Annotated in this window: 24 protein-coding genes; 22 read left to right on the top strand and 2 right to left on the bottom strand. The window is 70.4% G+C overall.

All coding sequences use genetic code 11. From position 1 onward, the window contains the following. Positions 1 to 3 precede the first annotated feature (3 nt). The 10 genes from ASE68_RS05295 (at position 4) to ASE68_RS05340 (ending at position 10,976) form a co-directional block, all read left to right on the top strand. Positions 4 to 900, top strand: coding sequence for a sugar kinase (locus ASE68_RS05295; RefSeq protein ID WP_082462032.1), 897 nt, complete (start codon positions 4 to 6; stop codon positions 898 to 900). Next, positions 897 to 1,568, top strand: a complete 672-nt coding sequence (locus ASE68_RS05300; protein ID WP_082462033.1) for a bifunctional 4-hydroxy-2-oxoglutarate aldolase/2-dehydro-3-deoxy-phosphogluconate aldolase — start codon at positions 897 to 899, stop codon at positions 1,566 to 1,568. Before ASE68_RS05295 ends, ASE68_RS05300 begins: the two co-directional genes overlap by 4 nt. Positions 1,569 to 1,825: 257 nt before the next feature. Further along, positions 1,826 to 3,490, top strand: a complete 1,665-nt coding sequence (locus ASE68_RS05305; RefSeq protein WP_055860774.1) for an ABC transporter substrate-binding protein — start codon at positions 1,826 to 1,828, stop codon at positions 3,488 to 3,490. A gap of 51 nt (positions 3,491 to 3,541) precedes the next feature. After that, positions 3,542 to 4,546: an ABC transporter permease gene (locus ASE68_RS05310; RefSeq protein WP_055855874.1), complete on the top strand. Its 1,005-nt coding sequence runs from the start codon at positions 3,542 to 3,544 to the stop codon at positions 4,544 to 4,546. Further along, positions 4,539 to 5,636 carry an ABC transporter permease gene (locus ASE68_RS05315; RefSeq protein ID WP_082462034.1) on the top strand — a complete coding sequence of 366 codons (1,098 nt, stop codon included), beginning with the start codon at positions 4,539 to 4,541 and terminating at the stop codon, positions 5,634 to 5,636. The genes ASE68_RS05310 and ASE68_RS05315 overlap by 8 nt, the downstream gene beginning before the upstream one ends. Beyond that, positions 5,633 to 6,532 carry an ABC transporter ATP-binding protein gene (locus ASE68_RS05320; protein WP_055855876.1) on the top strand — a complete coding sequence of 300 codons (900 nt, stop codon included), beginning with the start codon at positions 5,633 to 5,635 and terminating at the stop codon, positions 6,530 to 6,532. Before ASE68_RS05315 ends, ASE68_RS05320 begins: the two co-directional genes overlap by 4 nt. Continuing rightward, a complete protein-coding gene (locus ASE68_RS05325) occupies positions 6,529 to 7,377 on the top strand; it encodes an ABC transporter ATP-binding protein (protein WP_055855879.1) in 849 nt (282 codons plus the stop codon). Before ASE68_RS05320 ends, ASE68_RS05325 begins: the two co-directional genes overlap by 4 nt. Positions 7,378 to 7,446: 69 nt before the next feature. Next, positions 7,447 to 8,601, top strand: a complete 1,155-nt coding sequence (locus tag ASE68_RS05330; RefSeq protein ID WP_055855882.1) for an ROK family transcriptional regulator — start codon at positions 7,447 to 7,449, stop codon at positions 8,599 to 8,601. Positions 8,602 to 8,706: 105 nt separating this feature from the next. Further along, a complete protein-coding gene (locus tag ASE68_RS05335) occupies positions 8,707 to 9,966 on the top strand; it encodes a 6-phospho-beta-glucosidase (RefSeq protein ID WP_055855885.1) in 1,260 nt (419 codons plus the stop codon). Next, on the top strand, positions 9,963 to 10,976 hold the full coding sequence (locus tag ASE68_RS05340) for an N-acetylglucosamine kinase (protein ID WP_369800061.1): 1,014 nt from the start codon (positions 9,963 to 9,965) through the stop codon (positions 10,974 to 10,976). The genes ASE68_RS05335 and ASE68_RS05340 overlap by 4 nt, the downstream gene beginning before the upstream one ends. 46 nt (positions 10,977 to 11,022) lie before the next feature. Here the strand turns inward: ASE68_RS05340 and ASE68_RS05345 are convergent, their stop codons facing one another. After that, complete coding sequence (locus ASE68_RS05345; RefSeq protein WP_055855888.1) at positions 11,023 to 11,643, bottom strand: MerR family transcriptional regulator; 621 nt, start codon at positions 11,641 to 11,643, stop codon at positions 11,023 to 11,025. 84 nt (positions 11,644 to 11,727) lie between these two features. On the opposite strand from ASE68_RS05345, the gene ASE68_RS05350 reads away from it, so the two are divergent. From ASE68_RS05350 to ASE68_RS05380, 7 genes are all read left to right on the top strand, one after another. Then, entirely contained in the window at positions 11,728 to 12,147 is a 420-nt protein-coding gene (locus ASE68_RS05350; protein ID WP_055855890.1) for a hypothetical protein, read from the top strand. Positions 12,148 to 12,313: 166 nt separating this feature from the next. Continuing rightward, entirely contained in the window at positions 12,314 to 13,792 is a 1,479-nt protein-coding gene (locus ASE68_RS05355) for a malate:quinone oxidoreductase (RefSeq protein ID WP_255353496.1), read from the top strand. Between the two features lie 280 nt (positions 13,793 to 14,072). Next, the gene (locus tag ASE68_RS20845; RefSeq protein ID WP_055855891.1) at positions 14,073 to 15,974 is read left to right on the top strand and encodes an ATP-binding cassette domain-containing protein; all 1,902 of its coding nucleotides are present in this window, start codon (positions 14,073 to 14,075) and stop codon (positions 15,972 to 15,974) included. Positions 15,975 to 16,050: 76 nt separating this feature from the next. Next, positions 16,051 to 17,115, top strand: coding sequence for an Rv2578c family radical SAM protein (locus tag ASE68_RS05365; RefSeq protein WP_055855894.1), 1,065 nt, complete (start codon positions 16,051 to 16,053; stop codon positions 17,113 to 17,115). A 188-nt stretch (positions 17,116 to 17,303) separates the two neighbouring features. Then, positions 17,304 to 18,500: a sensor histidine kinase gene (locus tag ASE68_RS05370; RefSeq protein ID WP_055855895.1), complete on the top strand. Its 1,197-nt coding sequence runs from the start codon at positions 17,304 to 17,306 to the stop codon at positions 18,498 to 18,500. Continuing rightward, a complete protein-coding gene (locus ASE68_RS05375) occupies positions 18,497 to 19,657 on the top strand; it encodes a hypothetical protein (protein ID WP_055855897.1) in 1,161 nt (386 codons plus the stop codon). Before ASE68_RS05370 ends, ASE68_RS05375 begins: the two co-directional genes overlap by 4 nt. A gap of 30 nt (positions 19,658 to 19,687) precedes the next feature. Further along, on the top strand, positions 19,688 to 20,329 hold the full coding sequence (locus ASE68_RS05380; RefSeq protein ID WP_055855900.1) for a thymidine kinase: 642 nt from the start codon (positions 19,688 to 19,690) through the stop codon (positions 20,327 to 20,329). A 40-nt stretch (positions 20,330 to 20,369) separates the two neighbouring features. On the opposite strand, the gene ASE68_RS05385 is transcribed toward ASE68_RS05380, so the two are convergent. After that, on the bottom strand, positions 20,370 to 21,104 hold the full coding sequence (locus tag ASE68_RS05385) for a CPBP family intramembrane glutamic endopeptidase (protein ID WP_162238250.1): 735 nt from the start codon (positions 21,102 to 21,104) through the stop codon (positions 20,370 to 20,372). A 92-nt stretch (positions 21,105 to 21,196) separates the two neighbouring features. Here ASE68_RS05385 and ASE68_RS05390 point away from each other — a divergent pair, with 92 nt between their 5' ends. From ASE68_RS05390 to ASE68_RS05410, 5 genes are read left to right on the top strand one after another with little or no spacing between them, the layout of a single operon-like run. Beyond that, positions 21,197 to 22,642, top strand: a complete 1,446-nt coding sequence (locus tag ASE68_RS05390; protein ID WP_055855906.1) for a polysaccharide biosynthesis tyrosine autokinase — start codon at positions 21,197 to 21,199, stop codon at positions 22,640 to 22,642. Further along, positions 22,639 to 23,304, top strand: coding sequence for a low molecular weight phosphatase family protein (locus tag ASE68_RS05395; RefSeq protein ID WP_055855909.1), 666 nt, complete (start codon positions 22,639 to 22,641; stop codon positions 23,302 to 23,304). Before ASE68_RS05390 ends, ASE68_RS05395 begins: the two co-directional genes overlap by 4 nt. Positions 23,305 to 23,326: 22 nt before the next feature. After that, complete coding sequence (locus tag ASE68_RS05400; protein WP_055855911.1) at positions 23,327 to 24,235, top strand: hypothetical protein; 909 nt, start codon at positions 23,327 to 23,329, stop codon at positions 24,233 to 24,235. After that, entirely contained in the window at positions 24,235 to 25,701 is a 1,467-nt protein-coding gene (locus tag ASE68_RS05405; protein WP_082462324.1) for a sugar transferase, read from the top strand. The genes ASE68_RS05400 and ASE68_RS05405 overlap by 1 nt, the downstream gene beginning before the upstream one ends. Next, positions 25,698 to 26,618: a glycosyltransferase family 2 protein gene (locus ASE68_RS05410; RefSeq protein WP_055855913.1), complete on the top strand. Its 921-nt coding sequence runs from the start codon at positions 25,698 to 25,700 to the stop codon at positions 26,616 to 26,618. Before ASE68_RS05405 ends, ASE68_RS05410 begins: the two co-directional genes overlap by 4 nt. Positions 26,619 to 26,681 lie beyond the last annotated feature (63 nt).

Below are 26,681 nucleotides of genomic sequence, written 5' to 3' on the forward strand. Positions count from 1 at the left end.
GTCGTGACCCCGCGCCCAGAAGTGCTCACCGTCGGAGAGACGATGGTGCTCGTGGCGCCGGCCGTCGCCGAACCGCTCGAGTCCGCCATCGCGTTCCACCTCGACCCGGGCGGCGCCGAGTCGAACGTCGCAGCGCACCTCGCCGCACTCGGAACCCCCGCCGCCTGGGCGAGCGCCGTCGGCGACGACGCGCTCGGCCGACGGCTGCTGCGCCAGGTGCGCGAGCACGGCGTCGACACCGCCTGGGTGCGGCGCGACGCCTCGGCGCCCACCGGCCTCTACGTGAAGGACCCGGGCAACGGCGTGCAGTACTACCGCGCCGGCTCCGCGGCCTCGCGGCTCGAGCCCGCCTTCGTCGACACGCTGCCGATCGCCGACGTGCGCCTCGTGCACGTCTCCGGCATCACGCCGGCGCTCTCGGGCTCGTGCGACGCGCTCATCGACGCGATCCTCGACCGCGCGGCGGCCGCCGGCGTGCCCGTCAGCTTCGACGTCAACCTGCGGGCATCGCTCTGGCCTTCGGCGGATGCCGCGGCTCGGCGCCTGCTCGCCCTCGCCGCGCGTGCCGACGTCGTGTTCGTCGGCCTCGACGAGGCCCAGGCGCTCTGGGGTGCGCAGACGCCCGACCACGTGCGCGGGCTGCTGCCCGACGTGCGCGAACTCGTCGTGAAGGACGGCGCGGTCGGTGCGACCTCGTACGAGCGAGGCGCCGAGGGCGTGCACGTGCCCGCGCTCGTCGTCGACGTGGTCGAGGTCGTCGGCGCGGGTGACGCGTTCGCCGCCGGATACCTGCACGCCATGCTCCGCGGCGCCGCCCCCGACGAGCGACTCCGCGCCGGCCACGAACGCGCCGTGCTCACCATCGCCGACACCGCCGACGTCCCGAGAGGCACCCGATGACCCCCGAATTCGCTTCCGCTTCCGCTTCCGCCGCCGCTCCCGTGCCGTCCATCCCGACCGACGCCGCCGTCTCGAACGCCGAGTTCGACGCGATGTTCGCCGGGCGGCCGCTCATGGCGCTCTTCCGCGGCCTCGGCGAGGCGCGCAGCCTCGAACTCGCCCGCACCGCGTGGGACCTCGGCATCGACATGGTCGAGCTGCCCATCCAGTCCGAGGCGGATGTCGCGGCGCTCGCCGCGGTCGCCGAAGCCGGCCGCCCCGAGGGCCGTCTGGTCGGCGCGGGCACCGTGCTCTCGACCCGCCACGTCGAGCTCGCGGCGGCGGCGGGCGCCGCGTTCACCGTGAGCCCCGGATTCGACCCCGCCGTCGTGCGCGCCTCGACGGCGGCCGGCATGCCGTCGCTGCCGGGCGTCGCGACCGCGACCGAGGTGCAGGCGGCGCTCGCGCTCGGCCTCACGTGGATGAAGGCCTTCCCGGCGTCGCTGCTCGGCGTGCCGTGGTTCCGTGCGATGTCCGGCCCGTTCCCTCAGGCGCGGTTCGTGGCGACCGGCGGCATGGATGCGTCGAACGCGCGCGCCTACCTCGATGCCGGCGTGCGCACCGTCGCCGTCGGATCCGCCCTCGAGGACCCGGCGCAGCTGCCGGCGCTCGCCGCCCTGCTCGCCTGAGAGTCGGCCCAGCCTCGCAGCACCTGGAAGCGCGGTCCCGACCTGGTCGGGGCCGCGCTTCCGTCGTGCGCGCCGACGGTTCGCACATTCGATCCGGGACCGAAACGAACCGGAAACAGAAACTGAATGACTTGTTTCCAGTTACTACCTTTTCTGTTAGGGTCGCTTCCAGTAACGCGTGAGCACCGAGATCCTGCGCGCGGCGTCACTGCACTGCACCACCTTCCACGCAACGAAGCACGAGAGGAATGCCGGAGATGACTCGAACCAAACGCTCCTTCGCGGTGGCACTCGCCGCCGGAGCGGCCGCGATCGCACTGGGAATGACGGGCTGCGCCCCGTCGGCCGGAGGCGGCAGCGGCGACAGCGCCGTCCTGCGGGTCTGGGCGGGCAGCGCCACCCCGATCAACAACAACTTCAACCCGTTCGCCGTCGACACGGCCGTGCACGCGACCTTCGGTGCGATCTACGAGCCGCTGTTCTTCTTCAACCAGCTCTCGGCCGACGAGCCCATGGGACTCATCGGCGACTCCTACGAGTACAGCGAAGACGGCCGCACGCTCACCGTCACGATCAAGCCCGACCTGAAGTGGAACGACGGCGAGGCGCTCACGGCGGCCGATGTCGCCTTCACGTTCGGCTACGGCTCGAACAAGTCCGAGCAGTTCGTCTCCGCCGAGGCCCCCGACGACACGACCGTCGTGCTGACCTACACCGAACCGCAGTTCACGAGCGCTTCGCTCACCCTCGGCTCGACGTACATCATCCCCGAGCACATCTGGGCCGACATCGACGACTTCATGGCCGAGACGAACCCCGAGCCGGTCGGCTCCGGCCCGTACAAGCTGAAGAGCTTCTCCGACGCGGCGTACACCGTCGAGGCCAACGACGAGTTCCGCGACGGCGCGCCCGCCGTCGAAGAGGTCCAGTACGTGGGGCTCGACTCGAACCAGTCGTCGCAGGACCTGCTGACCACCGGCAAGATCGACTGGGTCGGCCAGTTCATCGCGAACCCCGACGCCGTCACCGGCAAGGGCAACATCACGACGATGAACCAGCAGCAGGACCCGACCACCATCACGACCTGCGCCAACGCCGACCTCGGCTGCGAGGGCCCGCAGACCGACCCCGCGGTCCGCCAGGCGATCAACGTCGCCATCGACCGCGCGACGATCGCCGACAAGGCGTTCGCCGGCCTCGCGGGCGAGTCCTCGCCGTCGTTCACCCTCCAGCCGCGAGACGAGCAGTGGCTGGGCGACCCCGAGCTCGCCACCAGCCCGCAGACGGCGGATGCCGCCGAAGCCGGCGCCATCCTCGAGGCGGCCGGGTACACGAAGGACGCCGACGGGTTCTACGGCAAGGGCGGCACGGCCTTCGAGATCGACCTGTTCTCGCCCGACGGCTGGACCGACTACAACGACGCAGCGAAGCTCATCTCCGAGCAGGCGGCGGAGGCGGGCATCCGCATCAACGCCCGCACGGTCTCCGACGCCGAGTACTGGACCCCGATCCAGAACGGCGACTTCCAGATGGCCCTGTACGGACTCACGCAGAGCCTCGTCGCCGACCCGTACTCCAACTACCACGAGTACTTCGCCGGCACCTCGACCGCGAAGGTCGGCGAGATGCCGCTCGTCGGGCAGAACTACTCGCGCTACACGAACCCGATCGTCGACGCGGCCGTGCTCGCGGCCGGCTCGACCCAGGATGTCGCGGCGAAGCAGGAGGCGTACTCCGCCATCCAGACCGAGATCGCCCGCGACCTGCCGTACATCCCCGTGGTGCTGAACGCCTCGCAGTCCTTCTTCAACACCGAGAAGTTCAGCGGATGGCCGACCGAGGACGACCTGTACGCCGCGCCGCTGCCCTACCTCGCGGTGGCCAACGCGGTCGTGCTCGCGCACCTCACGCCCGCGAAGTAGGCCGAGCGGTCCCATGGAACGAACCATTCCCAACTCGAGGACGGCGGCGGCATGAGCTTCTACCTGAGAAGGGTCGCCTTCTACCTGGTGACCCTCTGGGCGGCGATCTCGCTCAACTTCCTGCTCCCGCGCCTGCTCCCGGGCGACCCTGCGGCGATCATGCTCGGCAAGCTCCGGCGTGCGAGCGGCGGGCGTCCGCTCTCGGAGGAGACGATCCAGGCGATCACCTCCATCCTCGGGGCGGGGAAGGACATGTCCATGTGGGACCAGTACCTGGCGTACTGGGGCCGGCTGCTGCAGGGAGACCTCGGTGTCTCCTCGACGCGGTACCCGGCAACCGTCTCCGACCTCATCGCCGCGGCGCTGCCGTGGACGATCACGCTGGTCGGTGTCGCGACCGTCATCTCATTCATGCTCGGCATCGTCGTCGGCGCATGGGTGGGGTGGCGGCGCGGCACCAAGCTCGACCACCTCGTGCCGGTCACGACGGTCTTCCAGTCGATCCCGTACTTCTGGTTGGCGCTCGTGCTCGTGGCGGTGTTCTCGGTGCAACTGGGGTGGTTCCCGATCGTCGGCGGCTACGACGTGTTCGAGTTCCCGGCGGGCCCCGAGCTCAGCTGGGCGTTCATCGGCAGCGCGGTCTACCACGCCATCCTCCCGGCGACCACGATCGTGATCTCGTCGGTCGGCGGCTGGCTCCTCGGCATGCGCAACATGATGGTCTCGACGATGTCGGAGGACTACGTCGTCACCGCCGAGGCCAAGGGCCTCACCCCGCGCCGCGTGCGCACGAAGTACGCCTCCCGCAACGCCGCCATCCCGAGCCTCGCGGGGTTCGGGATCGCGTTGGGCTTCGTCGTCGCCGGCTCGATCGTCATGGAGCAGGTGTTCAGCTACCCGGGCATCGGCAAGCTCATGATCCAGGCGGTCCAGGGCCTCGACTACGCGCTGATGCAGGGCGTGTTCCTCGTCATCACGCTCACGGTGCTCGCGGCGAACTTCTTCATGGACCTGATCTACGGCTTCATCGACCCGAGGGTGCGACACAATGGATGACTCCCGACCCACACTCGTCCGTCCCGACGAGGACTCCGGCTACGCCACGGGCGACGACGCCCTGTTCCAGGCCCCGGTGTCCGCCGAGGCCGTGCGCGAGACCGCCCGCGAGGCGTCGGCGACCGCGGCCCTCGCAGTCGCCCGGTCGACCCGCGGCGGCCGGTTCCGCCACCTCCTGCCGAGTCGCTCTGGCAAGCTCATCACGGGCGTCGTGATCGTCGCCCTCATCACGCTCTTCGGCATCTTCGGCCCGATGATCGCCCAGCCGCCGCGCGACTCGAGCAACGAGGCGCTGCAGCCGCCGTCGGCAGAGCACTGGCTCGGCACGACGAAGCTCGGCTACGACGTCTTCTCCCAGCTCGCCTGGGGCACGCAGGGCTCCCTCTTCATCGGCCTCGTCGCCGGCATCGTCGCCCTGCTGCTCGCAGTGATCTTCGGCGTGTTCGCCGGATACTTCGGCGGGGTGCTCGACGAAGTGCTCACCCTCTTCACGAACATCGTCCTCGTCATCCCGGGCCTCCCGGTCGTCATGGTGATCGCGGCGTACGTGCAGAACGCCGAGGGGCTCGGGCCGCTCGCGAGGAGTTCCCTGCTCGTCGCCCTCGTGCTCGGCATCACCGGCTGGGCCGGATCGGCGGTGGTGCTCCGAGCACAGGCCCGCTCGCTGCGCACCCGCGAGTACGTCGCCGCCGCCCGCGTGGCGGGCGAGAAGCCGGGCCGCATCATCTTCGTCGAGATCCTGCCGAACCTCGTGCCGTTGCTCGCCGCGCAGTTCATCTTCGGCGTCATCTTCGCGGTGCTCGGCGAGGCGGGCCTCTCCTACCTCGGCCTCGGGCCGACGGGGTCGATCACGCTCGGCACGATGCTGAACGACGCGCAGACCGGCCAAGCCGTGGGCACGGGCGCCTGGTGGTGGTTCGTGCCGCCGGGCCTCATCATCGCCGCCCTCGGCGCCGGCCTCTCCCTCATCAACTTCGCGATCGACGAGGTCGTGAACCCGAAGCTCAGGCTCGCGCCTGAGAACGCGAAGCGCCAGCGCAGGGCCGCCAAGGCCGGCAAGGGCGTCGCCGACAGCGGAGCATTCGCATGAACGCCATCGATTCCATCCCGAGCAGCATCGGCGCCGTCTCGACCGCCGGCGAACCGGTGCTCACCGCGCGCAACGTCTCGATCGAGTACGAGGTGGACCCGCCCGTCAAGGCCGTGCGCGGGGCATCCATCACCCTGCACCGGGGCGAGATCCTCGGCCTCGCGGGGGAGTCGGGCTGCGGCAAGACGACCCTCGCCTACGGGCTGAACCGGCTGTTGAAGGCGCCGGCGCTCATGACCGGCGGCGAGGTCGTGTTCCATGACGCATCCGGTGCCGACATCGACGTGGTCGCCCTCGACGGCGAGTCGTTGCGCCGGTTCCGGTGGGACAAGGTGTCGATGGTCTTCCAGGGCTCGATGAACTCCCTGAACCCCGTCATGAACGTGCGCAAGCAGTTGGCCGACGTGTTCCTCACGCACCGTCCGAAGATGAAACGCGCCGAGCGCGACGCGCGATGCGCAGAGCTGCTGACGCTCGTCGGCGTCGACCCCGCGCGTCTGTCGAGCTTCCCGCACGAGCTGTCGGGCGGTATGCGACAGCGCGTCATGATCGCGATGGCGCTCGCCCTCGATCCGCAGGTGATGATCATGGACGAGCCGACCACGGCGCTCGACGTGGTCGTGCAGCGCGGCATCATCCGCGAGATCATGCGGCTCCGAGAGCGCCTCGGATTCGCGGTGATCTTCATCACCCACGACCTGCCGCTGCTCATCGAGATCAGCGACCGCATCGCGATCATGCTCGAGGGCGAGATCATCGAGCAGGGCGCATCCGAGCAGATCTTCCGCTCCCCGGAGCATCCGTATACGAGGCGACTGCTCTCGAGCTTCCCGAGCCTGCGCGGTGAGCGCGGCGACTTCATCCGCACGGGCGCGGCGAGCGGAGGCGCGGCATGAGCGGGCGGGGCCCTGTGCCCGAGCGCACGACGCTCGAGGCGCGCAACCTGGTGAAGGACTTCCGGCTGCGCAGCGGCGTCAGCGTGCGCACGCTGCATGCCGTGAAGGACGTCTCGTTCACGCTCGAGCCCGGTCGCACGATCGCCCTCGTCGGCGAGAGCGGGTCGGGCAAGTCGACGATCGCGCGCATGATGGCCAAGCTCGAGACGCCGACGTCGGGCGGGATCCTGCTCGACGGGCGCCCGAGCGCGACGAGGGGCGCCGCCCTCGCCAGGTACCGGCGCGACGTGCAGATGGTGTTCCAGGACCCGTTCAGCTCGCTGAACCCGTTCCACCCGATCCGGCACCACCTCGAGCGGCCGCTGCGCATCCACAACCCCGGACTCTCGGGGCGGCAGATCCGTGAACGGGCCGATGAGCTGCTCGAGCGGGTCCGGCTCTCGCCGGCGGCGACGTTCGCCGATCGCCGACCGCACGAGCTCTCGGGCGGCCAGCGGCAGCGGGTCGCGATCGCGCGAGCACTCGCCCCCGGGTCGCGGTTCATCATCGCCGACGAGCCGGTCTCGATGCTCGACGTCTCGATCCGCCTCGGCGTGCTCAACCTGCTGGCCGAGCTGCAACGGCAGGAGCAGCTGGGCGTGCTCTACATCACCCACGACCTCGCGACGGCGCGGCACTTCTCCGACGAGATCCTGGTGATGTACCGCGGTGAGATCGTCGAGCGGGGGCCGAGCGAGCAGGTGATCCTCGATCCCCGCCACGAGTACACGAAGTCGCTGCTCGAGGCGGCGGCCGACCCAGAGCGCCTCGGTCGGTTGCGCGACGAGGTGCGGAGCGGCGGGTGAGTCGACAATCAGTAAACATTCTTTTCAGATAGAGTGACCACGAATACCGACACGAGAGAGGCGGACGGCATGAGCCAGATCGACCCGGGCACCCCGACGTGGCTCGCGGCGCGCAACGACCGTGCCGCCTTCCGCCTCCTGCTCGAGCACGGTCCGCTGACCAGGTCTCGGCTCGGCGAGCTCACGGGCCTCTCCAAGCCCACGGCGTCGCAGATGCTCGCACGGCTCGAGCGCGTCGGGCTCATCCACCCGGTCGGCGAGCGATCCGGCGGCCGGGGGCCCAATGCGATCACGTACGGCGTCCGCACCGATCGCATCACGGGCGTCGCCATCTCGATCCTCGACCGCGCCATCCAGGCCGTCGTGGTCGACGCCGCCGACCACGAGCATCCGATCGTGCAGGTCCCGACCGACGGGCACGATCGCTCGCCCGAGGGTGACGTGCGCGTGGCTGTGCGCGCGGCCTGCGCCGAGGCGGGCATCGACGAGCACACGGTCAGCCGCGTGATGATCGGCGTGCAGGCGGCGTTCTTCGTCGACGGCGACGAGCTCTCGTTCACCGACACGCTGCCCGGTTGGCCGGCCGTCGGGGCTCGCGCCCGCATCGAGCGCGAACTGGGCCTCGAGGTGACGATCGACAACGACGTCAACCTCGCGACCATGGCGGAGCGTTCGTCGGGCGTCGCGCAGGATGCCGCGAGCTTCGCGCTGTTCTGGATCGGCGACGGTCTCGGCGTCGGCCTCGACCTCGGCGGCGTCGTGCACCGCGGCGCCTCCGGCGGTGCGGGCGAGATCGGCTACCTCGCGGTGCCGCGCACGGCCGAGCCGCTCGCGCCGGGAGCCAATGACTTCACCGACCTGCTCGGCGGCCCCGCGGTGGCGAGGCTCCTGAGCTCCGACGGTGAGACGCTCGCCGACGTGCTGCCGCGCCTCGCCCACGACGACGCGGCGATGTCGGCCCTCGCCGATCGCGTCATCCTCGCCGTCAACCCGCTGCTCGCGATCCTCGATCCCTCGATGATCGTGCTCGGCGGGCCGACCGGCACGGCAGGCGGACCCCGGCTCGTCGAGCTCGTCGCCGAGCGCGTCGACGCGGCCGCCCACCCGAAGCTCGCGCTGCGCACGAGCGGCACGGGCGCCCAGCCGGTGCTCCTCGGTGCGCGCCAACAGCTCGTGGAGCAGATCCGCGACCACCTCGAGGCCGACATCTCGCTCTCCACCTGACCCGACCCACCGTCGAACGGCGGATGCCACGGGGCATCCGCCCTGATCATCGACCCCGCATCTCGTGCCAGGCGCGAGGTGTGATATGAACCGAATCGAGGACCCATGAAGCTCGCCATCGTCGGCGGAGGCTCGACCTACACCCCCGAACTCATCGACGGGTTCGCCCGCCTGCGCGACACGCTCCCGCTCGAGGAGATCCGTCTCGTCGACCCCGACCCGCAGCGCCTCGCGCTCGTCTCGGGCATGTCGCAGCGGATGCTCGAGCACGCCGGGCACCCCGCGAAGGTGATCGGCACCACCGACCTCGTGGCCGGCGTCTCCGACGCCGACGCCGTGCTGATCCAGCTGCGGGTCGGCGGGCAGGACGCCCGCCACGCCGATGAGACGTGGCCGCACGAGGCCGGATGCATCGGCCAGGAGACCACCGGGCCCGGCGGGCTCGCGAAGGCGCTCCGCACCGTGCCGGTGGTGCTCCGCATCGCCGACGTCGTGCGCGAGCACGCCAAGCCCGACGCGTGGATCGTCGACTTCACGAATCCCGTGGGCATCGTGACGCGCGCCCTGCTCGAGGCGGGCCACCGCGCCGTCGGCCTCTGCAACGTCGCCATCGGCTTCCAGCGGCGCTTCGCCTCGCTCTTCGACGTCGAGCACGACCGCGTGAGCCTCGGCCACGTCGGCCTCAACCACCTGACCTGGGAGCGGAGCGTCGTCATCGACGGCGACGACCGGCTGCCCGGGCTGCTGCAGCACCGGCTCGGCGACCTCGCCGACGAGGTGCACCTCGCACCGGAGCTCATCGCGCAGCTCGGGGTCGTGCCCTCCTACTACCTGCGGTACTACTACGCGCACGACGAGGTCCTGCGCGAGCAGCTGCACGAGCCGACGCGGGCCGAGGCGGTGCGCGCGATCGAGCGCGAGCTGCTCGAGCTCTACGCGGACCCCGCGCAGCACGAGAAGCCCGCGGCGCTCGAGGGTCGTGGCGGCGCTTTCTACTCCGAGGCTGCGATCGAGTTGCTCGCGGCGATGCGCGACGGCGCGAGCCGCTCGCGAGTGGTCAACCTGCGCAACGACGGCGTGCTGCCGTTCCTGCCCGACGACCACGTCATCGAGGTGCCGGCCGTGTTCCGCGACGGGCGATTCCACGCCGAGCCCGTCGCTCCGCTGCCCGACGACATCCGCGGCCTCATCGCCTCGGTCGCCGGCTACGAACGGCTCGCCCTCGATGCGGCGGTGCACGGCGGTCGCGACCGCGTGCTCCGGGCGATGCGCGCGCACCCGCTCGTGCTGCAGCACGAGCGGGCCGAGCGGCTCACCGACCTGCTCATGGCCGAGAACGCCCCGTTCCTGGAGTGGGCGCGTTGAGCGGCGTCATCGTCGCGGTCGACGCGGGCGGTTCGAAGACCGACGCCGTCGCCCTCACGATCGACGGCGAGCTCGTGGCGCATGCGCGCGGCGGCGGGTCGAGCCCGCACTTCGAGGGCCTCGGCGAGGCGGTCGCCGTCGTCGACGGACTCGTGCGTTCGGTCGCGGGGCGATCGCGCGTCGTGCATGCGGGCCTCTACGTCTCGGGCCTCGACCTGCCGATCGAGGTCGAGCAGTACGCGGCCGCGGTCGCGGGCTTCGACTGGGCCGGCGATTCGACGACGGTCGCCAACGACCTCTACGCCCTGCTGCGCGCCGGCACCGACGAGCCCGACGCCGTGGCGATCGTCTGCGGCACGGGCGTGAACGCGGTGGGCGTGCGCGCCGACGGGGCCGACGTGCGCTTCCCCTCCCTCGGCGGCCTCTCGGGCGACTGGGGCGGCGGCAGCGGGCTCGGCGAGCAGGCCCTGTGGCATGCCGCACGGGATGTCGACGGCCGTGGCCCGCGCACCGCGCTCACGACGGCGATCGTCGATCGTCTCGGCGTGGCCTCGGTGCAGGCGCTCATCGAGGACCTGCACTTCGGCCGGCGAGACTCGAACGATCTCGCCGCGCTCGCCCCCGCGGTGTTCGAGGCCGCACGGTCGGGCGACGCGGTGGCGGCCGAGCTTGTCGACCGGCAGGCCGACGAGATCGTGGCCTTCGCCCGTGCGTGCGTCACGCGCCTCGGGCTCGCCGATCGCGCGATCCCGATCGTGCTGGGCGGCGGCATCATCCGTGCGGCGGATCCACGGCTCATCTCGGGCATCACGTCCGGCCTCGCCGTCGTGGCGCCGCGCGCCAGGATCGAGATGCTCGACGCGTCTCCGATCGTCGGTGCATCCCTGCTCGCCCTCGCAACGGCGGGCGCGAGCCCCGAGGCGCTCGAGCGAGCACGCAGCGCGGTCGCCCGCGGAACACGGGTCGAACGCGTGGAGGTCGCGCGCGAGACGGAGCCCGTCGGGTCCTGAGGTCACGCTCCGGCGGCTCCGGCGGCTCCGGCGGCGCCGCAGCCGCTCAGTCCGTCTGCGCGAGGAGCCTGACCGCTGCATCCTGGTGCGCGAGGCGGCGCAGCGCGAGCAGCACGGGCTCGTAGAGCGCGGTGCCGAGCACGGTGTACTCGACGGCGGCGTGCGGCTCGGCCGGCATGCGCGAGAGGTCGAATGCGGCGATGTCGGCCGCGGCCCGGCCGTAGGCGGCGAGGCGGTCGGCGCCGATCGGCAGGCCGGCATCCTCGGCGGCGGCGAGCGCCCCCTCGAGTTGCGCGACGGCGGCGAACTCGGGGTCGTAGACCTGGCCGAGCGCCTCGAGCGCGGCGCGGGCGCGCGGGTAGGGGTCGGATGCCTCGCCGGCGGGTGCTGCGCTCGGCGGCAAGGTGCCGACGGCGCGGCCGAGCGTCGTGTAGAGGTCGCCGCCCGGCTCGTCGACGAGCTCGAGCACGGTGCGAGCCTGCTGCACGCTGAGTCCCACGGGGCCGACGAGGGCGCGCACGAGTCGCAGGCGGCGCACATGGCCGGCGTCGTAGACGGCCTGGGTGGCCCCGGTCGCGGTGCCCGGGTGCAGGAGCCCCTCGCGCAGGTAGTACTTCACGGTCGCGACGGGCAGGTCCGCCTCGGCGGCGAGGGCTGACATCCGCATCTGGACTCCTTGCATTGGATAGTGCAACTCTCTAATATTGGAGAGCATCACTATCCAATCATGAAACCCCGAAGGGAATCGAGCATGAACCACGCGATCGACCTCATCCTGATCGGCACGCTGCTGCTCGCCCTCGTCACGGTCGAGAGCGGCGGCTACTTCCTCACCAGGGTCGTGCGAGGCCTGGCGCCGGCCAACCGCCTGCAGCAGAACTTCTTCCGCGCGGGGCACGCGCACGCGGCCGTGCTGCTCGTGCTCTCGGTCGCGATCCTCGGCGTGCTCGAGGCGGCGGCGCTCGACGACGCGTGGATGTGGGTGGCGAGGCTCGGAGCCCCCGTCGCCGCGATCCTCATGCCCGCCGGGTTCTTCCTCTCGGTGCTCGGCACCGACCCGCAGAAGCCCGGCCGAGCGATCGCCCTGCTCTGGATCGGCGCCCTCTCGCTCACCGTCGGCCTCGTCGTCGCGGGCGTCGGCCTCATCGGCGGCGGCATCGCGGCGCTCTGACGACGAGCGGATGCCGCGGGCGGCCGCCTCGCCCTGCCGCACAGCCCGCGGCATCCGCTCGCCCCGATCGCGGCCGGTCAGCGCCGCATTCCGACAGGACCCGAGGTCTCTCGACGTCGAACTGCCGTGGTCGGGCACACCCCAGACGGCGCATACACTGGAATCCGTGAATTCAGCGGAAACGGTCGACGTCGTCCTGATCGGCGGGGGCATCATGAGCGCGACGCTCGGCTCCCTCATCTCCAGGCTTCAGCCCGACTGGTCCATCCGCGTCTACGAGCGCCTCGGCGAGGTCGCGCAGGAGTCCTCGAACGCGTGGAACAACGCAGGCACCGGCCACGCCGCGCTCTGCGAGCTGAACTACATGCCCGAGAACCCCGACGGCAGCGTGAGCGCGGCCAAGGCCGTCTCGATCAACGAGCAGTTCCAGATCAGCCGCCAGTACTGGGCGTACCTCGTGTCGATCGGGGCGCTGCCCGAGCCGCACAACTTCATCAACACCGCGCCGCACATGACGTTCGTGCGCGGCGCCGCGAACATCGAGTACCTGAAGAAGCGCGTCGCCGCGCTGAAGGACCAGCCGCTGTTCCCCGACCTCGAGTACACCGAAGACCTCGAGCGCATCGCCGAGTGGACCCCTCTCCTCGCGAAGAAGCGCAACCCGAAGCAGAAGGTCGCGGCGACCCGCATCGTCTCGGGCACCGACGTCGACTTCGGCGCCCTCACGAAGTTCCTCTTCACCGACATCGCCGAGCGTGGCGCCGAGATCCACACGAACCATCAGGTCACCCGCCTGAAGCGCCAGAAGGACGGCACCTGGCGCCTGCGCGTGAAGCACCTCGTGGGCGGCACGCCCAGCTCCGTGAACGCGCGCTTCGTGTTCGTCGGCGCCGGCGGCGGCGCCCTCGCCCTGCTGCAGCACTCGGGCATCTCCGAGATCAAGGGCTTCGGCGGGTTCCCGATCTCCGGGCAGTTCCTGCGCACCACGAACCCCAAGCTCGTCGCCCAGCACCAGGCCAAGGTCTACGGCAAGGCCGCCGTCGGCGCCCCGCCGATGTCGGTGCCGCACCTCGACACGCGCGTCGTCGACGGCGAGACCGCGCTGCTCTTCGGCCCGTACGCCGGGTTCACGCCGAAGTTCCTGAAGACGAGCACCTGGTTCGACCTGCCGTTCTCGATCCGCCTGCACAACCTCGGCCCGATGATCCAGGTGGGCCTGAAGAACTTCGACCTCGTGAAGTACCTCGTCGGCGAGCTCATGGCCAACCGCGAGAAGAAGATGCAGGCCCTGCGCGAGTTCATGCCGACGGCGAAGACTGAAGACTGGGAGCTCATCACGGCCGGCCAGCGCGTGCAGGTCATGAAGAAGGACCCCGAGAAGGGCGGCATCCTCCAGTTCGGCACCGAGGTCATCACCGGCGCCGACGGCACGATCGCGGGCCTCCTCGGCGCCTCGCCTGGGGCTTCGACGGCCGCGCCGATCATGCTGGACGTCATCGCTCGCTGCTTCCCCGACCGCATGGCCGAGTGGGAGCCGAAGCTCCGCGAGATGATCCCCGGCTACGGCACGACGCTCTCGAGCGATCCGGCCGCGGCCGAGGCGTCGCTCGCCGAGACGGCGAAGGCGCTGCAGATCCAGGCATAGCCTTTTCGGCAGATCCTCTGCTATCGTCGTACCCGCTATGAAGTGAGTACTCCCACCGTCCCGCGCCTGAGGCGCCGTAGACACCGGGTGTACCCATTCCACTGTTCGCGACGGTGACGGCTGCATCCATCTCGGCAATGCCCGGCGGGATCCTTCTCCGCTCCCGGGCCGTCGGCGCTGCCATGCGCGTGCGACGGCACCGTGCGGTGCACCGTTCGACCGACCGCCTGCGCGCGGCATCCGTCGACGGCTCGGGAGCATTCGTGAAAGGGCGTTCCGCATGTCGGTACACGTCTCGTATTCCTCCTATCTGCGCGCCGACGGACTCTCGGCGCAGTACCCCGATCGCCGCGTCTTCAGCGATCTCGGCTTCTCGGTCGCCCCGGGTCAGCGTCTCGGCCTCATCGGCGAGAACGGCGCGGGCAAGTCGACGCTCCTGAGGCTCCTCGCCTCGGGTTCGACGACGGATGCCGCCGGCGGCCGAACGGCAGACGGCCCGCCGGGTTCGGGCTCCCCGCTCGATGCGGGCGTCGCGGCGCTCGGCGCCCGCGACGCGACGGACCTCGTCGCCGACGGCCGCATCACCCGGCCGTTGCGCACCGGCCTGCTCTCGCAGGAGCTGCCGTTCGCCCCGCATGATCGCCTCGGCGACGTGCTCGAGCACGCGCTCCGGGAGGTGCGCGCCATCGAGCGCGAGCTCCACGAGGCGGCGGCCGCGCTCGCCGACGGCATGGCCGACGGCGGGTCGCGGGGCGACGAACGTGCGGCCGCGGCATCCGCCGACCGGTATGCGCGGGCGCTCGCCGCGGCCGAGCACGCCGAGGTGTGGAGCGCCGACGCACGGCGCGACGAGCTGCTTCGCGGGCTCGGCGTCGGCGACGTGTCGCTCGAGCGCCGGGTCGCCGAGGTGTCGGGCGGCCAGCGCAGCCGGTTCGCGCTCGCGGCGCTGCTGCTGCGTGCACCTGAGGCGCTGCTGCTCGACGAGCCGACGAACCACCTCGACGACGACGCCGCGGCGTTCCTCGAGGATACGTTGCGCGCGTGGAGCGGGCCGGTGCTCTTCGCCAGCCACGATCGGGAGTTCCTCGATCGGCTGGCGACGGGGCTCGTCGACCTCGATCCGGCTCGGCTCGGCGCGGTGGCCGCGGTGGAGTCGGGCCCGTCCGCCGGGCGGGCGGGGCCGCCGATCTACGCGAGCGCCGAGCGCGCGAGCCAGGACGACCTGCTCGCGGCATCCGGTGGCACGGTGTTCGGCGGGGGCTTCACCGAGTTCCTCGCGGTCAAGGCCGATGAGCGGCAACGCTGGCAGCGCCAGTACGAGTCCGAGCAGCAGGAGCTCCTCGGACTCCGTGCCGACCTCGATCGCAGCGGTGCGGCGAGAACCGTCGCGCACGGCAGGGCGGCGACCGACAACGACAAGTTCATCCGTCACTTCAAGGGCGAGAACGTCGATCGCACGATCGCGAGGCGAGTGCGCAACGCCGAGGTGCGGCTCGAGGTGCTCGAGCGCGACCAGGTGCCGAAGCCGCCGGCGCCGCTCACCTTCGCGGGCATCCCGCAGGGGTCGCACGCGCTCGACGAGGCACCAGGCCTGCTCGTCGAGGTGACGGATGCCGTGGTCGAGGGTCGCCTCTCGGTGCCGTCGCTGCAGGTGCCTGCGATGGCCCGGATGCTCGTCACGGGTGCGAACGGCGCGGGCAAGTCGACGCTGCTGAACGTGCTCGCCGGCATCCAGCGCGTCGATGCCGGCTCGGTGCAGCGTCGCCGCGGGCTTCGCGTGCAACTGCTCGAACAGGACGTGCGCTTCGGAGATCCGGATGCCGCGGTGCACCGCATCTACGAGCGCACCCTCGGTGAGCGGCGGGCCGAGCAGGTGCCGCTCTCGAGCCTGGGACTCATCGCCGCCCGCGACGAGTCGAGGCCGATCGGGGCGCTCTCGGTCGGACAGCAGCGGCGCCTCGCGTTGGCGTTGGTGTTCGCGCGGCCGCCGCACCTGTTCCTGCTCGACGAGCCGACGAACCACCTCTCGCTCGCGCTCGCGACCGACCTCGAGGAGGCGCTGGGCGCCTACCCGGGTGCGGTCGTGGTGGCCAGCCACGACCGGTGGCTGCGTCGCCGGTGGGCGGGGGAGCGGCTCGAGCTCGCGGCCGGGCGGGCGGCTCGCGCCACGGTGCCGGCCTGAGCGACGGCGCGCCGCGGCATCCGGATGTCGCGGCGCGCCGCTTGCGGCTGGTTCGAACATGTGTTCGAATGTCTGCATGAGGTGGAGCGGGCAGCAGTTGGGCGTCGACCAGGCGGGCACCCTGCCGGGGCTCGCGCGGCTCAACAACCTCGTGCGCTCGGTGCAGACCCCCGACTTCGCGGGCATGACGTTCCACGAGGTGCTCGCGAAGTCGGCGCTGAACCACGTGCCGGGCCCGTCGTCGATGCCCTTCAGCTGGACCGTGAACCCGTACCGGGGCTGCAGTCATGGTTGTGTTTATTGCTTCGCCCGCCCCACGCACACCTACCTCGACCTCGACGCAGGCGACGACTTCGATCGGCAGATCATCGTCAAGGTCAACGTGGCCGAGATGCTCGCGGGCGAACTCGCGAAGCGGTCGTGGCGGCACGAGCCCGTCGCGCTCGGCACGAACACCGACCCCTACCAGCGGGCCGAGGGGCGCTATCGACTGATGCCGGGCATCATCGACGCGCTGGCCTCGAGCGGCACGCCGTTCAGCATCCTGACGAAGGGGTCGTTGCTGCGCCGCGACCTGCCGCTCATCGTCGACGCCGCCGGGCAGGTGCCGGTCGACCTGGCCATGTCGATCGCGGTCTACGACGACGAGCTGCAGCAGTCGATCGAGCCGGGCACCCCGAGCACGAAGGCGAGGCTCGCGACGGTCACGGCGGTGCGCGAGGCCGGGCTCGACTGCAGCGTGTTCCTGATGCCGATCCTCCCGTACCTCACCGACACCAGGGCGCACCTCGACGAGGCGCTGCGACAGGTCAAGGCGGCCGGGGCGACGAGCGTCGTGTACTCGGCCCTGCACCTGCGTTCGGGCGTGAAGCCCTGGTTCATGCAGTGGCTCGCGCGCGAGCACCCCGAGCTCGAGTCGAAGTACCGATCGATGTACTACGGCCAGAACGCCTACGCGCCCAAGGAGTACCGCAAGTGGCTGGCCGCGCGCGTGGCGCCGCTGCTGCGCGAGCACGGCCTGGCCCGAGGGCAGGAAGATCCCGCGACGGGCGGCGTGCGGTCGGCTGCATTGACGGATGCCGCGGCGCGCCGATCCGCGTCGCGAACCGAGTTCGCGGCGGCCCCCGACGCCCTGTTCTGAGCCTGCCCTCGAGGCCGCCGAGGCTGACGCACTTGCCGACGAGACGATCGGCGCACCTGAGTGCTCATCCGAGCATCGGCATCGGCATCGATCTCGATGCTCAGTTGCGTGCATCGATGGGTTTGCTGGGATAATCCGGAGAGTCCAGTGTGAACCCGATCCACTCGGCATGAACACCGGAGGTACCCATGACGCTCGGGCTACCCGGCGATGTGTCGCGCGACTCGGTGAGCCGTGCCATCGTGCATGCCGGGCACGTCGGGGCCTGGGTCTACCTCGGCATGGGCACGGTCGTCGCGAGCGCACTGGCGATCGGCGGTGCGCCGAAGGGGTGGATCGCCGCCGGGCTCCTGCTGCTGATGGCCGGCGCGCTGTGCTTCGTCGCCTTGCATCGAACCGTCTTCTCGAGCGTGCTCTACCTGGTGGTCGGCGGTGCCGTCACGGTCACGACGACCGTGCTCGCCATGCAGTCCACGCACGAACTCGACACCACCGACAACGCGGTCGTCGCGATCCCGTGCATCGCGCTGCTGCTCATCGGCGGCGCGGGCGCGGGTTCGTGGCTCGCGAGCTTCTGGGTCGTCGCCGCCTACGTCGTCGGCCAGACGGCGACCTACATCGGGGCCGAGTTGAGCGGCGCCGAGTACCGCGTGAGCGCGGGGGCCACGGCCCTTGCGGTGTTCATCATCATCGTCCGCACGGTCGACGGGCTCACGAGGCGTGCGGGCCTGCGACGCCAGGCTGCCCTCGTGCGGGCGAATGTCGCGGCCCGCGAGGCGACCGCGCGTCGCGACCACGAGCTCGAGGCGATCACGCGCCTCCACGACACCGCGATGGAGCACCTGCTCGCCATCGCCGCGGCCGGGTCGGGGCCGATCGACGATCGCCTGCGCGCCGGCATCCGGCAGGACCTCTCGTTGCTCGTCGGGCGCGACTGGATCGCACAGCACAGCGGCGAGTCCGGCGAGTCGGCGGTGGCATCCGGTGTGGCCGACGGCGCGCCGATCCTCGACCAGGCGTTCGCGGTCGCGGAGGATGTGGAGCTCGACGTGCAGATGACGGGCGATCTCGCGGTGCTCGGGCTGCTCGGCTCGCACCGTGCGGCCGAGCTCGACATCGCGGTCGCGGAATGCCTCCGCAACGTCGCGCAGCACGCGGGCGTGCGGGAGGCGGAGATCATCCTCGGCAACGGCGGCGGCGAGGTCACGGTGGCGGTCATGGACATCGGGTCGGGCTTCGAGCCCGAGCGCGTGCCGCCCGCCCTGCGCGGACTCAGGGTCGGGGTGGTCGAGCGTCTCGAACGCGAGGGCGGCTCGGCGCGCGTGTGGTCGGCGATCGGCCTGGGCACGACGATCGTGCTCACGATGCCGGAGGGCGGCGCATGAGGGCCGCCCGTCTCGCACCCCAAGACCTCGATCCGATCATCGCGCTCGCCTCGTCGTCGATCCTGCAGCACGTCGGCGGTGCCATCGCGTGCGTGACCGCGATCGTGCTGACGGCCGCGCACTGGTCGGAGGTGGAGTCCCCGCTCGCGGCGATCGTCGCGATCGCGCTCGTGTTCATCGCGGCGATCGGAGCCACGGTCGCCACGCGCCCGTCGCGGGCACCGTTCACCCCCGAGCGCATGTGGGTGATCGTCGTCTTCGGCCTCGGTGCCGCGGTGGCCGAGTACCTGAGCACGGTCGGCCAGAATCACTACGTCTACGACGACTTCGGCCCGCTCGTCATCGGCATCCTGATGGTCTCGGTCGCGCCGTACTGCAGCTGGACCACGCTCCTGACGACGGGCGTGCTCTCCGGGGCCGTGCTCGCAGTGCTGGTGGCGGGGGCACCCAGCCCGGCGTGGCAGGACCTGCCGATCGCCGTCGTGATCCTCGTCTTCATCGCGCCGACGGTGGTCGCGAGTTCGGCGGCGGCCGGCTACTCGTGGGCGATCGTGCACATCACCCTCGCTTGGCAGCGGCGGGCGAACCAGCTGCTGCTGCGGCGCGACGCCGAGCACCGGGCGGGGCTCGCGCGGTCGTCCGATCAGGGCAGGGTCGCCGTGCTGCGCCGCGAGGTGCTGCCGTTCCTCGCCTCGATGCTGACCGTCGAGCGCGTGTCGGTGACGGATGCCGCGCGCGCACGCCAGCTCGCCGAAGCCCTGCGTTCGACGCTGCGCGACGAGACCGCCACCACCTGGCTCAGCGACCTGGCGGCCGACCTCGAGCGACGGCACGGCGTGCCCGTCGAGGTCGTCGAGACCGACACCGCGGTGGCGGTGCTGTACGACGACCAGCGGGCGGCGCTCACGGCCCTGCTGAACTGGCTCACCGTCGACGACCGGGCCTCGTCGGTGCGGGTGGACGTCACCCGAGAGGACACCGAGCTGTCGAAGGGGCGTGTCGTCCGCATCGCGGTCGGCGCGGTGCTCGGCGCCGATCCGCCCACCCGTCGGTCGATCGAGCGGTTCGCCGCGGTCGCTCGCGCGGTGGGGTTGGCTGCGGAGGTCTCGTCGACCGGGCAGAATGTCACGGTGGAGTTTCGTCATGGCATCAGCTGAGGTCCGTCGTTCGAGGGGAGGGGTGGCCTGATGGCGAAGCTGTACTTCCGCTACGGCGCGATGAACTCGGGCAAGTCGACCGCGCTGCTGCAGGCGGCCTTCAACTACGAAGAGCGCGGGCACGGCGTGCTGCTCGCCAAGCCGTCGGTCGACACCAAGGGCGATCGCGACATCGTCTCGCGGCTCGGCGTGGTGCGCGAGGTCGACTTCGTGATCGCGCCCGACGCGAACGCGCGTGAGCTGTTCGAGCAGCGGCGCGCGATCTCGGCGGCCGAGAACGGGCGCGACGTGAGCTGCCTGCTCGTCGACGAGGCGCAGTTCCTCACTGGTGAGCAGGTCGACGACCTGTTGCGCATCGCGCTCATCGAGGGCATCCCGGTGCTCGCCTACGGCATCCGCACCGACTTCCAGACGGTCGCGTTCCCTGGCAGCCGTCGCCTGCTCGAGGTCGCGCACAGCCTCGAAGAGCTGAAGACGATCTGCCGTTGCGGCCGCAAGGCGATCTTCAACGGTCGCACGATCGACGGCCGGTTCGTGTTCGACGGCGACCAGGTCGCGATCGACGCTTCGACGGAGCTCAGCGCGAGCGGCGCTCAGACCGTCACCTACGAGTCGCTCTGCGGCGTCTGCTACCTCGAGGAGTCCGGCGGCGTGCTCAACGGCCGCCACTGAGCGCGCTGTCTCGGACCCATGCGTCCCGCGGCGCCCGGCCTCAGCTCACGATCGCGAGCACCAGCAGTCCGTTGAACACCATGTGCGCGATGATCGCGCCGCCGAGTCGACCGGTCGCGGCGGCGAGCGCTCCGGCCGCGAGGCCGAACACGAACGCGCCGGCGAAGGTCACGACCGCCGCGGTCGGCGAGAGCGCGGCGCCCTGGGCGAGGTGGGCGAGCCCGAACACGAGCGCGCTCACGACGACGGCGACGGATGCCGCGACGACGGCTCCGCCCCCGGTGCGCCGCTGCACGGCCCGAAGCACCAGCCCGCGGTAAAACGTCTCCTCGATGAGGGGCCCGATGAGCACGGGCGCGAGCACGATGCCGAACCAGAGCGCGAACCCGGTGGGGAGGGCGAGCACGCCGCCGTCGAGCGAGGTGCGTCCGGTGAACGCGAGCTCGAGCAGGGTCACGAGTCCGCGGGCGAGAAGTCCGATGCCGACGCCCCAGAGCAGGTCGATCCAGCGAACGCGGAGCCCGAAGTCGGCGGCGAACGATCGGCGCCCGCGCGCGACATCCGCGATGCAGAGCACGACAACGAGGGGCACCCAGACCGCGAGATAGGCGCCGAGCACCTGCAGCCATTCGTCGATCACGACCGTGCGGGTGAGCCACGCCCAGCCGAGCGAACTTGCCGCCGCGAGCAGGATGCCGATCGCGGCATCCGTCACGCCCCAGCGCACGTTCGCGTCGTCGGCCGCACCAGATAGGGGGGTGTCGGTTGTTGACACGCCCCACCTGCGCGGGGCATCTTGAGAGGGTGCCACGGGGCTTAGCGTAACCGTGTCACGTTTCAGGCACGCGGGGGACGGGGACTGAACACGTGGAATTGCGCGACTACATCCGCATCTTGCGGCAGAGCTGGGTGTTGATCGTGTTGCTCACGCTCTTCGGCGTCGCGGCGGGTGCCGTCTTCTCGATCCTGCAGACCCCGATGTACAGCTCGTCGGCGAAGGTGTTCGTGTCGACTTCGAACGGCGGCACGATCGGCGAGATGGCGCAGGGCAATACATACACCCAGCAGCGTGTGAAGACGTATGCCGACCTCACGACTACGCCCATCGTTCTGCTACCCGTGATCGCCGACCTGCAGCTCGACATGACGAGCGATGAGCTTGCGCGTGAGGTGACCGCGGTCACGCTCCCCGATACGACGCTCATCGAGATCACCGTGACCGACGAGAACGCCGCGCTGACGGCCGAGGTCGCGACGGCGGTCTCCGAGAGCCTGACGAACGTGGTCTCGGCGATCGAGACCACAGGGGCGAATGCTGAGGACACCGGTGAAGATGGCGCTCCGGCCGAAGCCTCCCCGGTGCGCCTGACGCTCGTGCAGCACGCCTCGGTTCCGCAGAAGCCGGTGAGCCCGAACGTCATGCTCAACATCGTGCTCGGCGGCCTGATCGGCCTCGCCCTCGGCGTCGGCGCCGCGGTGCTGCGCGAGACGCTCGACACCCGCATCCGCAACGAGCGCGACATCGAGCAGGTCACCGACGCGCCCGTGATCGGCGGCATCGTCTTCGACCCGAAGGCCAAGGACCGCCCGCTCATCGTGCATGCCGACCCGCACTCGCCGCGCGCGGAGTCGTTCCGGGCGCTGCGCACGAACCTGCAGTTCCTCGACGCCGGCCGCCCCGACCGCTCGTTCGTGGTGACCTCCTCGATCGAGTCGGAGGGCAAGTCGACGACGGCCGCGAACCTGGCCATCGCGCTGGCGGATGCCGGTGCGCGCGTGCTGCTCGTCGACGCCGACCTCCGCCGGCCGAAGGTCGCGTCGTACCTCGGCATCGAGGGCGCGGTCGGGCTGACCGACCTGCTCATCGGCCGCGCCGAGTTGCAGGACGTGATCCAGCCGTGGGGTCGAAGCCAGATGTACGTGCTGCCTGCCGGTCGGGTGCCGCCGAATCCGAGCGAGCTCCTCGGCTCGCAGGTCATGGCCGAGACCGTGAAGGAGCTGAACCGGGCGTTCGACGTCGTGCTCTTTGATGCGCCGCCGCTGCTGCCGGTGACAGACGCTGCGGTGCTGTCGCGTGCCGCCGGCGGCGCGATCCTCGTGGTCGCCGTGGGCCGCGCGCACAAGGGCCAGGTCAAGGGCGCGTTCTCGGTGCTCGAGAACGTCGATGCGAACGTGTCGGGCATCGTGCTGACGATGCTGCCGATGAAGGGGCCCGACGCCTACGGATACGGCCGGTACGGCTATGGCTACGGGTACGGCTACGGGTACGCCCCCAAAGAAGAGCCGAAGCAGGAGACGGCGGCGGGCGCGTGAACGTGCTCGTGGTGTGCACCGGCAACATCTGCAGGTCTCCGGTGGCCGAGCAGGTGCTGGCGGCGCGACTGCGAGCGGCCGGCATCGACGATGTGCGGGTCTCGAGCGCCGGCACCAGCGCACTCGTCGGCGAGCCGATGACGGCCGAGGCGGCCGCGCTGTCGGTGCGGTTCGGCGCCGATCCGTCGGGGCACGCCGCCAGGCAGCTCACCCCGCAGTTGGTGCAGGAGGCCGACCTCGTGCTCACGGCCACCAGGGCGCACCGGGCGCAGGTCGCCGAGCTCGTGCCCCGTGCCGCGCGCCACGCCTACACGCTGCGTGAGTTCGCGAGGGTGCTCGCGTTCCTCGCCGACGATGGCGGGTTCGACCCCGATCAGGCCGAGCCCGACTCGATCCTCGGCCGGCTCGACCTCGAGCCGCCCGCGCTCGGCCTTCCGAACCCCGGCTCCGCGTCGCCCCTGCAACGGGCGACCGATGCCGCTGCACGATCCCGTGGCATCGCGCCACCGCCGTCCGACCCGAACGACGACGACATCCTCGATCCGTACCGCGCGCCCATCGCGGTCTACGACGAGGCCGGACGATTGATCGACGACGCCGTCGACGCCATCGTGTCCGCGCTCGCCACGACGTCGGTGTCGGGTGGTCGCGGTGGTTCGTAGCGAGTCCGAGCACGGTCGACGTGTGACCATCCCGTGGGCGGTCGCGGCCATCGTGGTGTTCGTCGTGGTCGATGCGGTGCTCATCTGGTGGGCGGTGACCTCACTCCGCGCCGAGGCCGGCGCCCCGCAGGGCGAGGTGCTGCCGACCATTCCGCCGGCCTCGCCGGGCCCGACGACGACGGATGAGCCGAATGCCGCGAGCTCCGATGCGACGCCGGCCCCCGTCATCCGCCAGACCGTGATGCTCGCCGCACTCGACGCGAACGTCGCCTACCGCGGCTCCACGGGCACCTGCCCGGGCGTCGCGGCCTCGATCGAGGTCACGCTCGACGGTGGAGCGACGTGGGATGCGGGCGTGACCGAGGGACTCACCGACCTGCAGTCGCTGGACCCGAGCGAGGGCGAGATCGTCACCATGATCGCGCGCGACGCGGCCTGCACCATCGGCCGTTACCGCAGCTACGTGCTCGGCGACGACTGGGAGGCGACGAGCGAACCCGAGCCGACCTGGTACGTCGACGGCGGGCAGGCGGTGGCCCCGTCGGGCATCTCGCTTCCGTGCGACGGGGCGATCGCGCAGCTCGCATCGACGTCGCCCACGTCAGCCGCGGTGCTCTGCGAATCGGGCGAGGTGCTCGTCACCTCCGACGCCGGGGTCGTCTGGGCGGCGACCGCGACGCCCGTTTCGGGTGCGGTCGCGCTCGCCGGCGGGCCCACCGGCTACCTCGTGGCGGTCACGGGCGACGGATGCCGCGGCATCCGCATCGCCGTCGTCGACCTCGCTGCCGAAGACGAACCGCAACCGGGCGCCTGCCTCGAGGCCGACCCCGCGCCCGGAACCACCGCGATCGATGTCGCGCCCGACGGCACCCTGTGGGCGTGGACCGGGGGAGTGCTCGCCCGCTCGGCGGACGGGGGTGCGACGTGGTGATGGGCCGCTTCTACGCAGCCGCGACGATGTCGACCACGGCGTGGGCGTCGCAACTGGCGAGCCGTGTGCGCATCACGGACCTGCTCGTGCTGCTGTGGGTGGTGTTCGGAACGCAGATCGCCTGGGTCGGCCTCGACTACACCGCGACCGGCTTCAGCGGCTCGCGCGGTGACATCGCGGTCAGCTACACGATCGTGTCGCTGATCATCGTGGCCGCATGGATGCTCGCCCTCGAGTTGTACGACACACGCTCACCGCGCGTGCTCGGCCTCGGCACGCAGGAGTACCGAGCCGTGGCTGATGCCGCACTGCGACTTTTCGGCCTCGTCGCGATCGTGGCGTTCCTCTTCAAGATCGACATCGGCCGCGGGTACATCCTCGTCTCCTTCCCGCTCGGGGTGCTCGTGCTCCTGTTCTCGCGTTGGATGTGGCGCCAATGGCTCGGCGTGAAGCGCAAGCGGGGCGAGTACTCGTCGCGGGTGCTGCTGGTCGGCTCCGAGGAATCCGTCACCCTGATCGCACGCGAGCTCGCGCGGATGCCCGAAGCCGGCTATCGCGTCGCCGGGGCATGCGTACCAGGGCATGGCGGCGCCTACCTGCCCGGCACGCAGATCCCGGTCGAGTACGGCGTGAATCATGCGCTTGCCGTCATGCGCGACTTCGGCGCCGATACCGTGATCATCACGAGCGCCGATGAGCTCGGGCCGGAGCGCGTCCGAGAGCTCAGCTGGGGCCTGAATCCGGGTGCCGAGCACCTCGTGGTCGCGCCGAGCCTCATCGACATCGGCGGCCCGCGCATCCATACGCGCCCGGTAGCAGGGTTGCCGCTCATGCACGTGGAAACGCCGAAGTTCGAAGGGCGCAAGCTCGTTGCAAAACGCGTGTTCGACCTCATCGTGGCGTTTGCGCTGGTGGTTCTGTTCTCGCCGCTGCTCATCGTGCTGGCTGTGATGGTGAAGCTGTCGTCGCCAGGACCGGTGTTCTATCGGCAGGAGCGAGTCGGCTTGAAGGGTACACCGTTCATGATGCTGAAGTTCCGGTCGATGGACGATGGAGCCGACGCCCAACTCGCGAACCTGTTGGCGCAGAATGGTGCAGATACGAAGCCGCTCTTTAAGGTCTACGACGATCCGAGGATTACGCGAATCGGCAAAGTGCTGCGCAAGTACTCCCTCGATGAGCTGCCGCAGCTGTTCAACGTGTTGCATGGCACCATGAGCCTTGTGGGGCCGAGGCCGCAACGCCGTGCTGAGGTCGAGCTCTACGATCGTGCGGCCGGGCGACGCCTGTTCGTGCAGCCCGGCATGACCGGTCTTTGGCAGGTCAGTGGCCGCTCGAGTCTCTCGTGGGAACAGAGCGTGCGCCTCGATCTCTACTACGTAGAGAACTGGTCGATCACGGGCGACGTGACGATCCTCGTTCGCACGTTCCGGGCCGTCGTTAGCCCGGGAAGGACAGCAGTATGACGAAAGGGGACGCAGCACTGAGCCGCTCGACCATTGATCTCGACATCATCATCGTCACCTACGGCCGAAGCGATCTGGTCAGGGACTGTCTGGATTCTCTGGAGTCCGCGATGCCGAGTGCCCGTACACGCGTTCTCGTCATCGACAACGATTCGCCCGACGGCACGGCGGACGTCGTCGAACGTGAGTATCCGACCGTGCATCTCACGCGACGGGAGTCCAACGACGGATTTGCGGTCGCGAACAACGTCGCGCTGCGATCATCGAGTTCCGCGTATGCGCTCCTGCTCAACCCGGACACTCGCGTAGAACCCGGGACGATCGACCATCTGATCGACGTGCTGGAGCGCGAGCCCGACATCGGGATGATGGGTTGCCGTCTCCTGACCGCCGACGGCACCCTCGACCATGCGGCGAAACGCAGCATTCCGTCGGTCGGCACCGCGGCGAAGTACTTCCTCCTTCGTGCTCTTGGCCGAACGGGCTCCGACTACGTGCGACCCGACATTCGTGACGATGCCGTGGCGGACGTCGACGCAGTCAATGGCGCGTTCATGTTGGTGCGTGGTTCCGCGCTCCACGCGGTCGGACTCCTCGACGAACGGTATTGGATGTACGCCGAGGACCTCGACTGGTGCATTCGATTTCGCAAGGCGGGTTGGCGAGTCGTCTACGACGGACGAGTGATAGCTCATCACCTGAAGGGTGGGAGCTCAGACGGGCTCCGCCGGGTCGCGCTCAACTACCAGTTCCACCGGAGCATGGCGCTGTTCTACCTGCGGCATCTCCGCTCAGGCAGCAAAGTGTTGGATGTGTTCGTTGTGGCCGCAATCTGGGCGAAGTTCGGTGTTTCCACGCTGACCAACACCCTGCGCCGCGCGAGCCTTAACCTTCGCGAGGCAAGCTCGCATGCATGACGCGATGAGCTACCAACACGAGTCGGAGAGTGCTCAACCTGGGCATTCTCGGATCCTCTACTC

The organism is Agromyces sp. Leaf222 (genome assembly GCF_001421565.1).
Lineage (GTDB): Bacteria > Actinomycetota > Actinomycetes > Actinomycetales > Microbacteriaceae > Agromyces.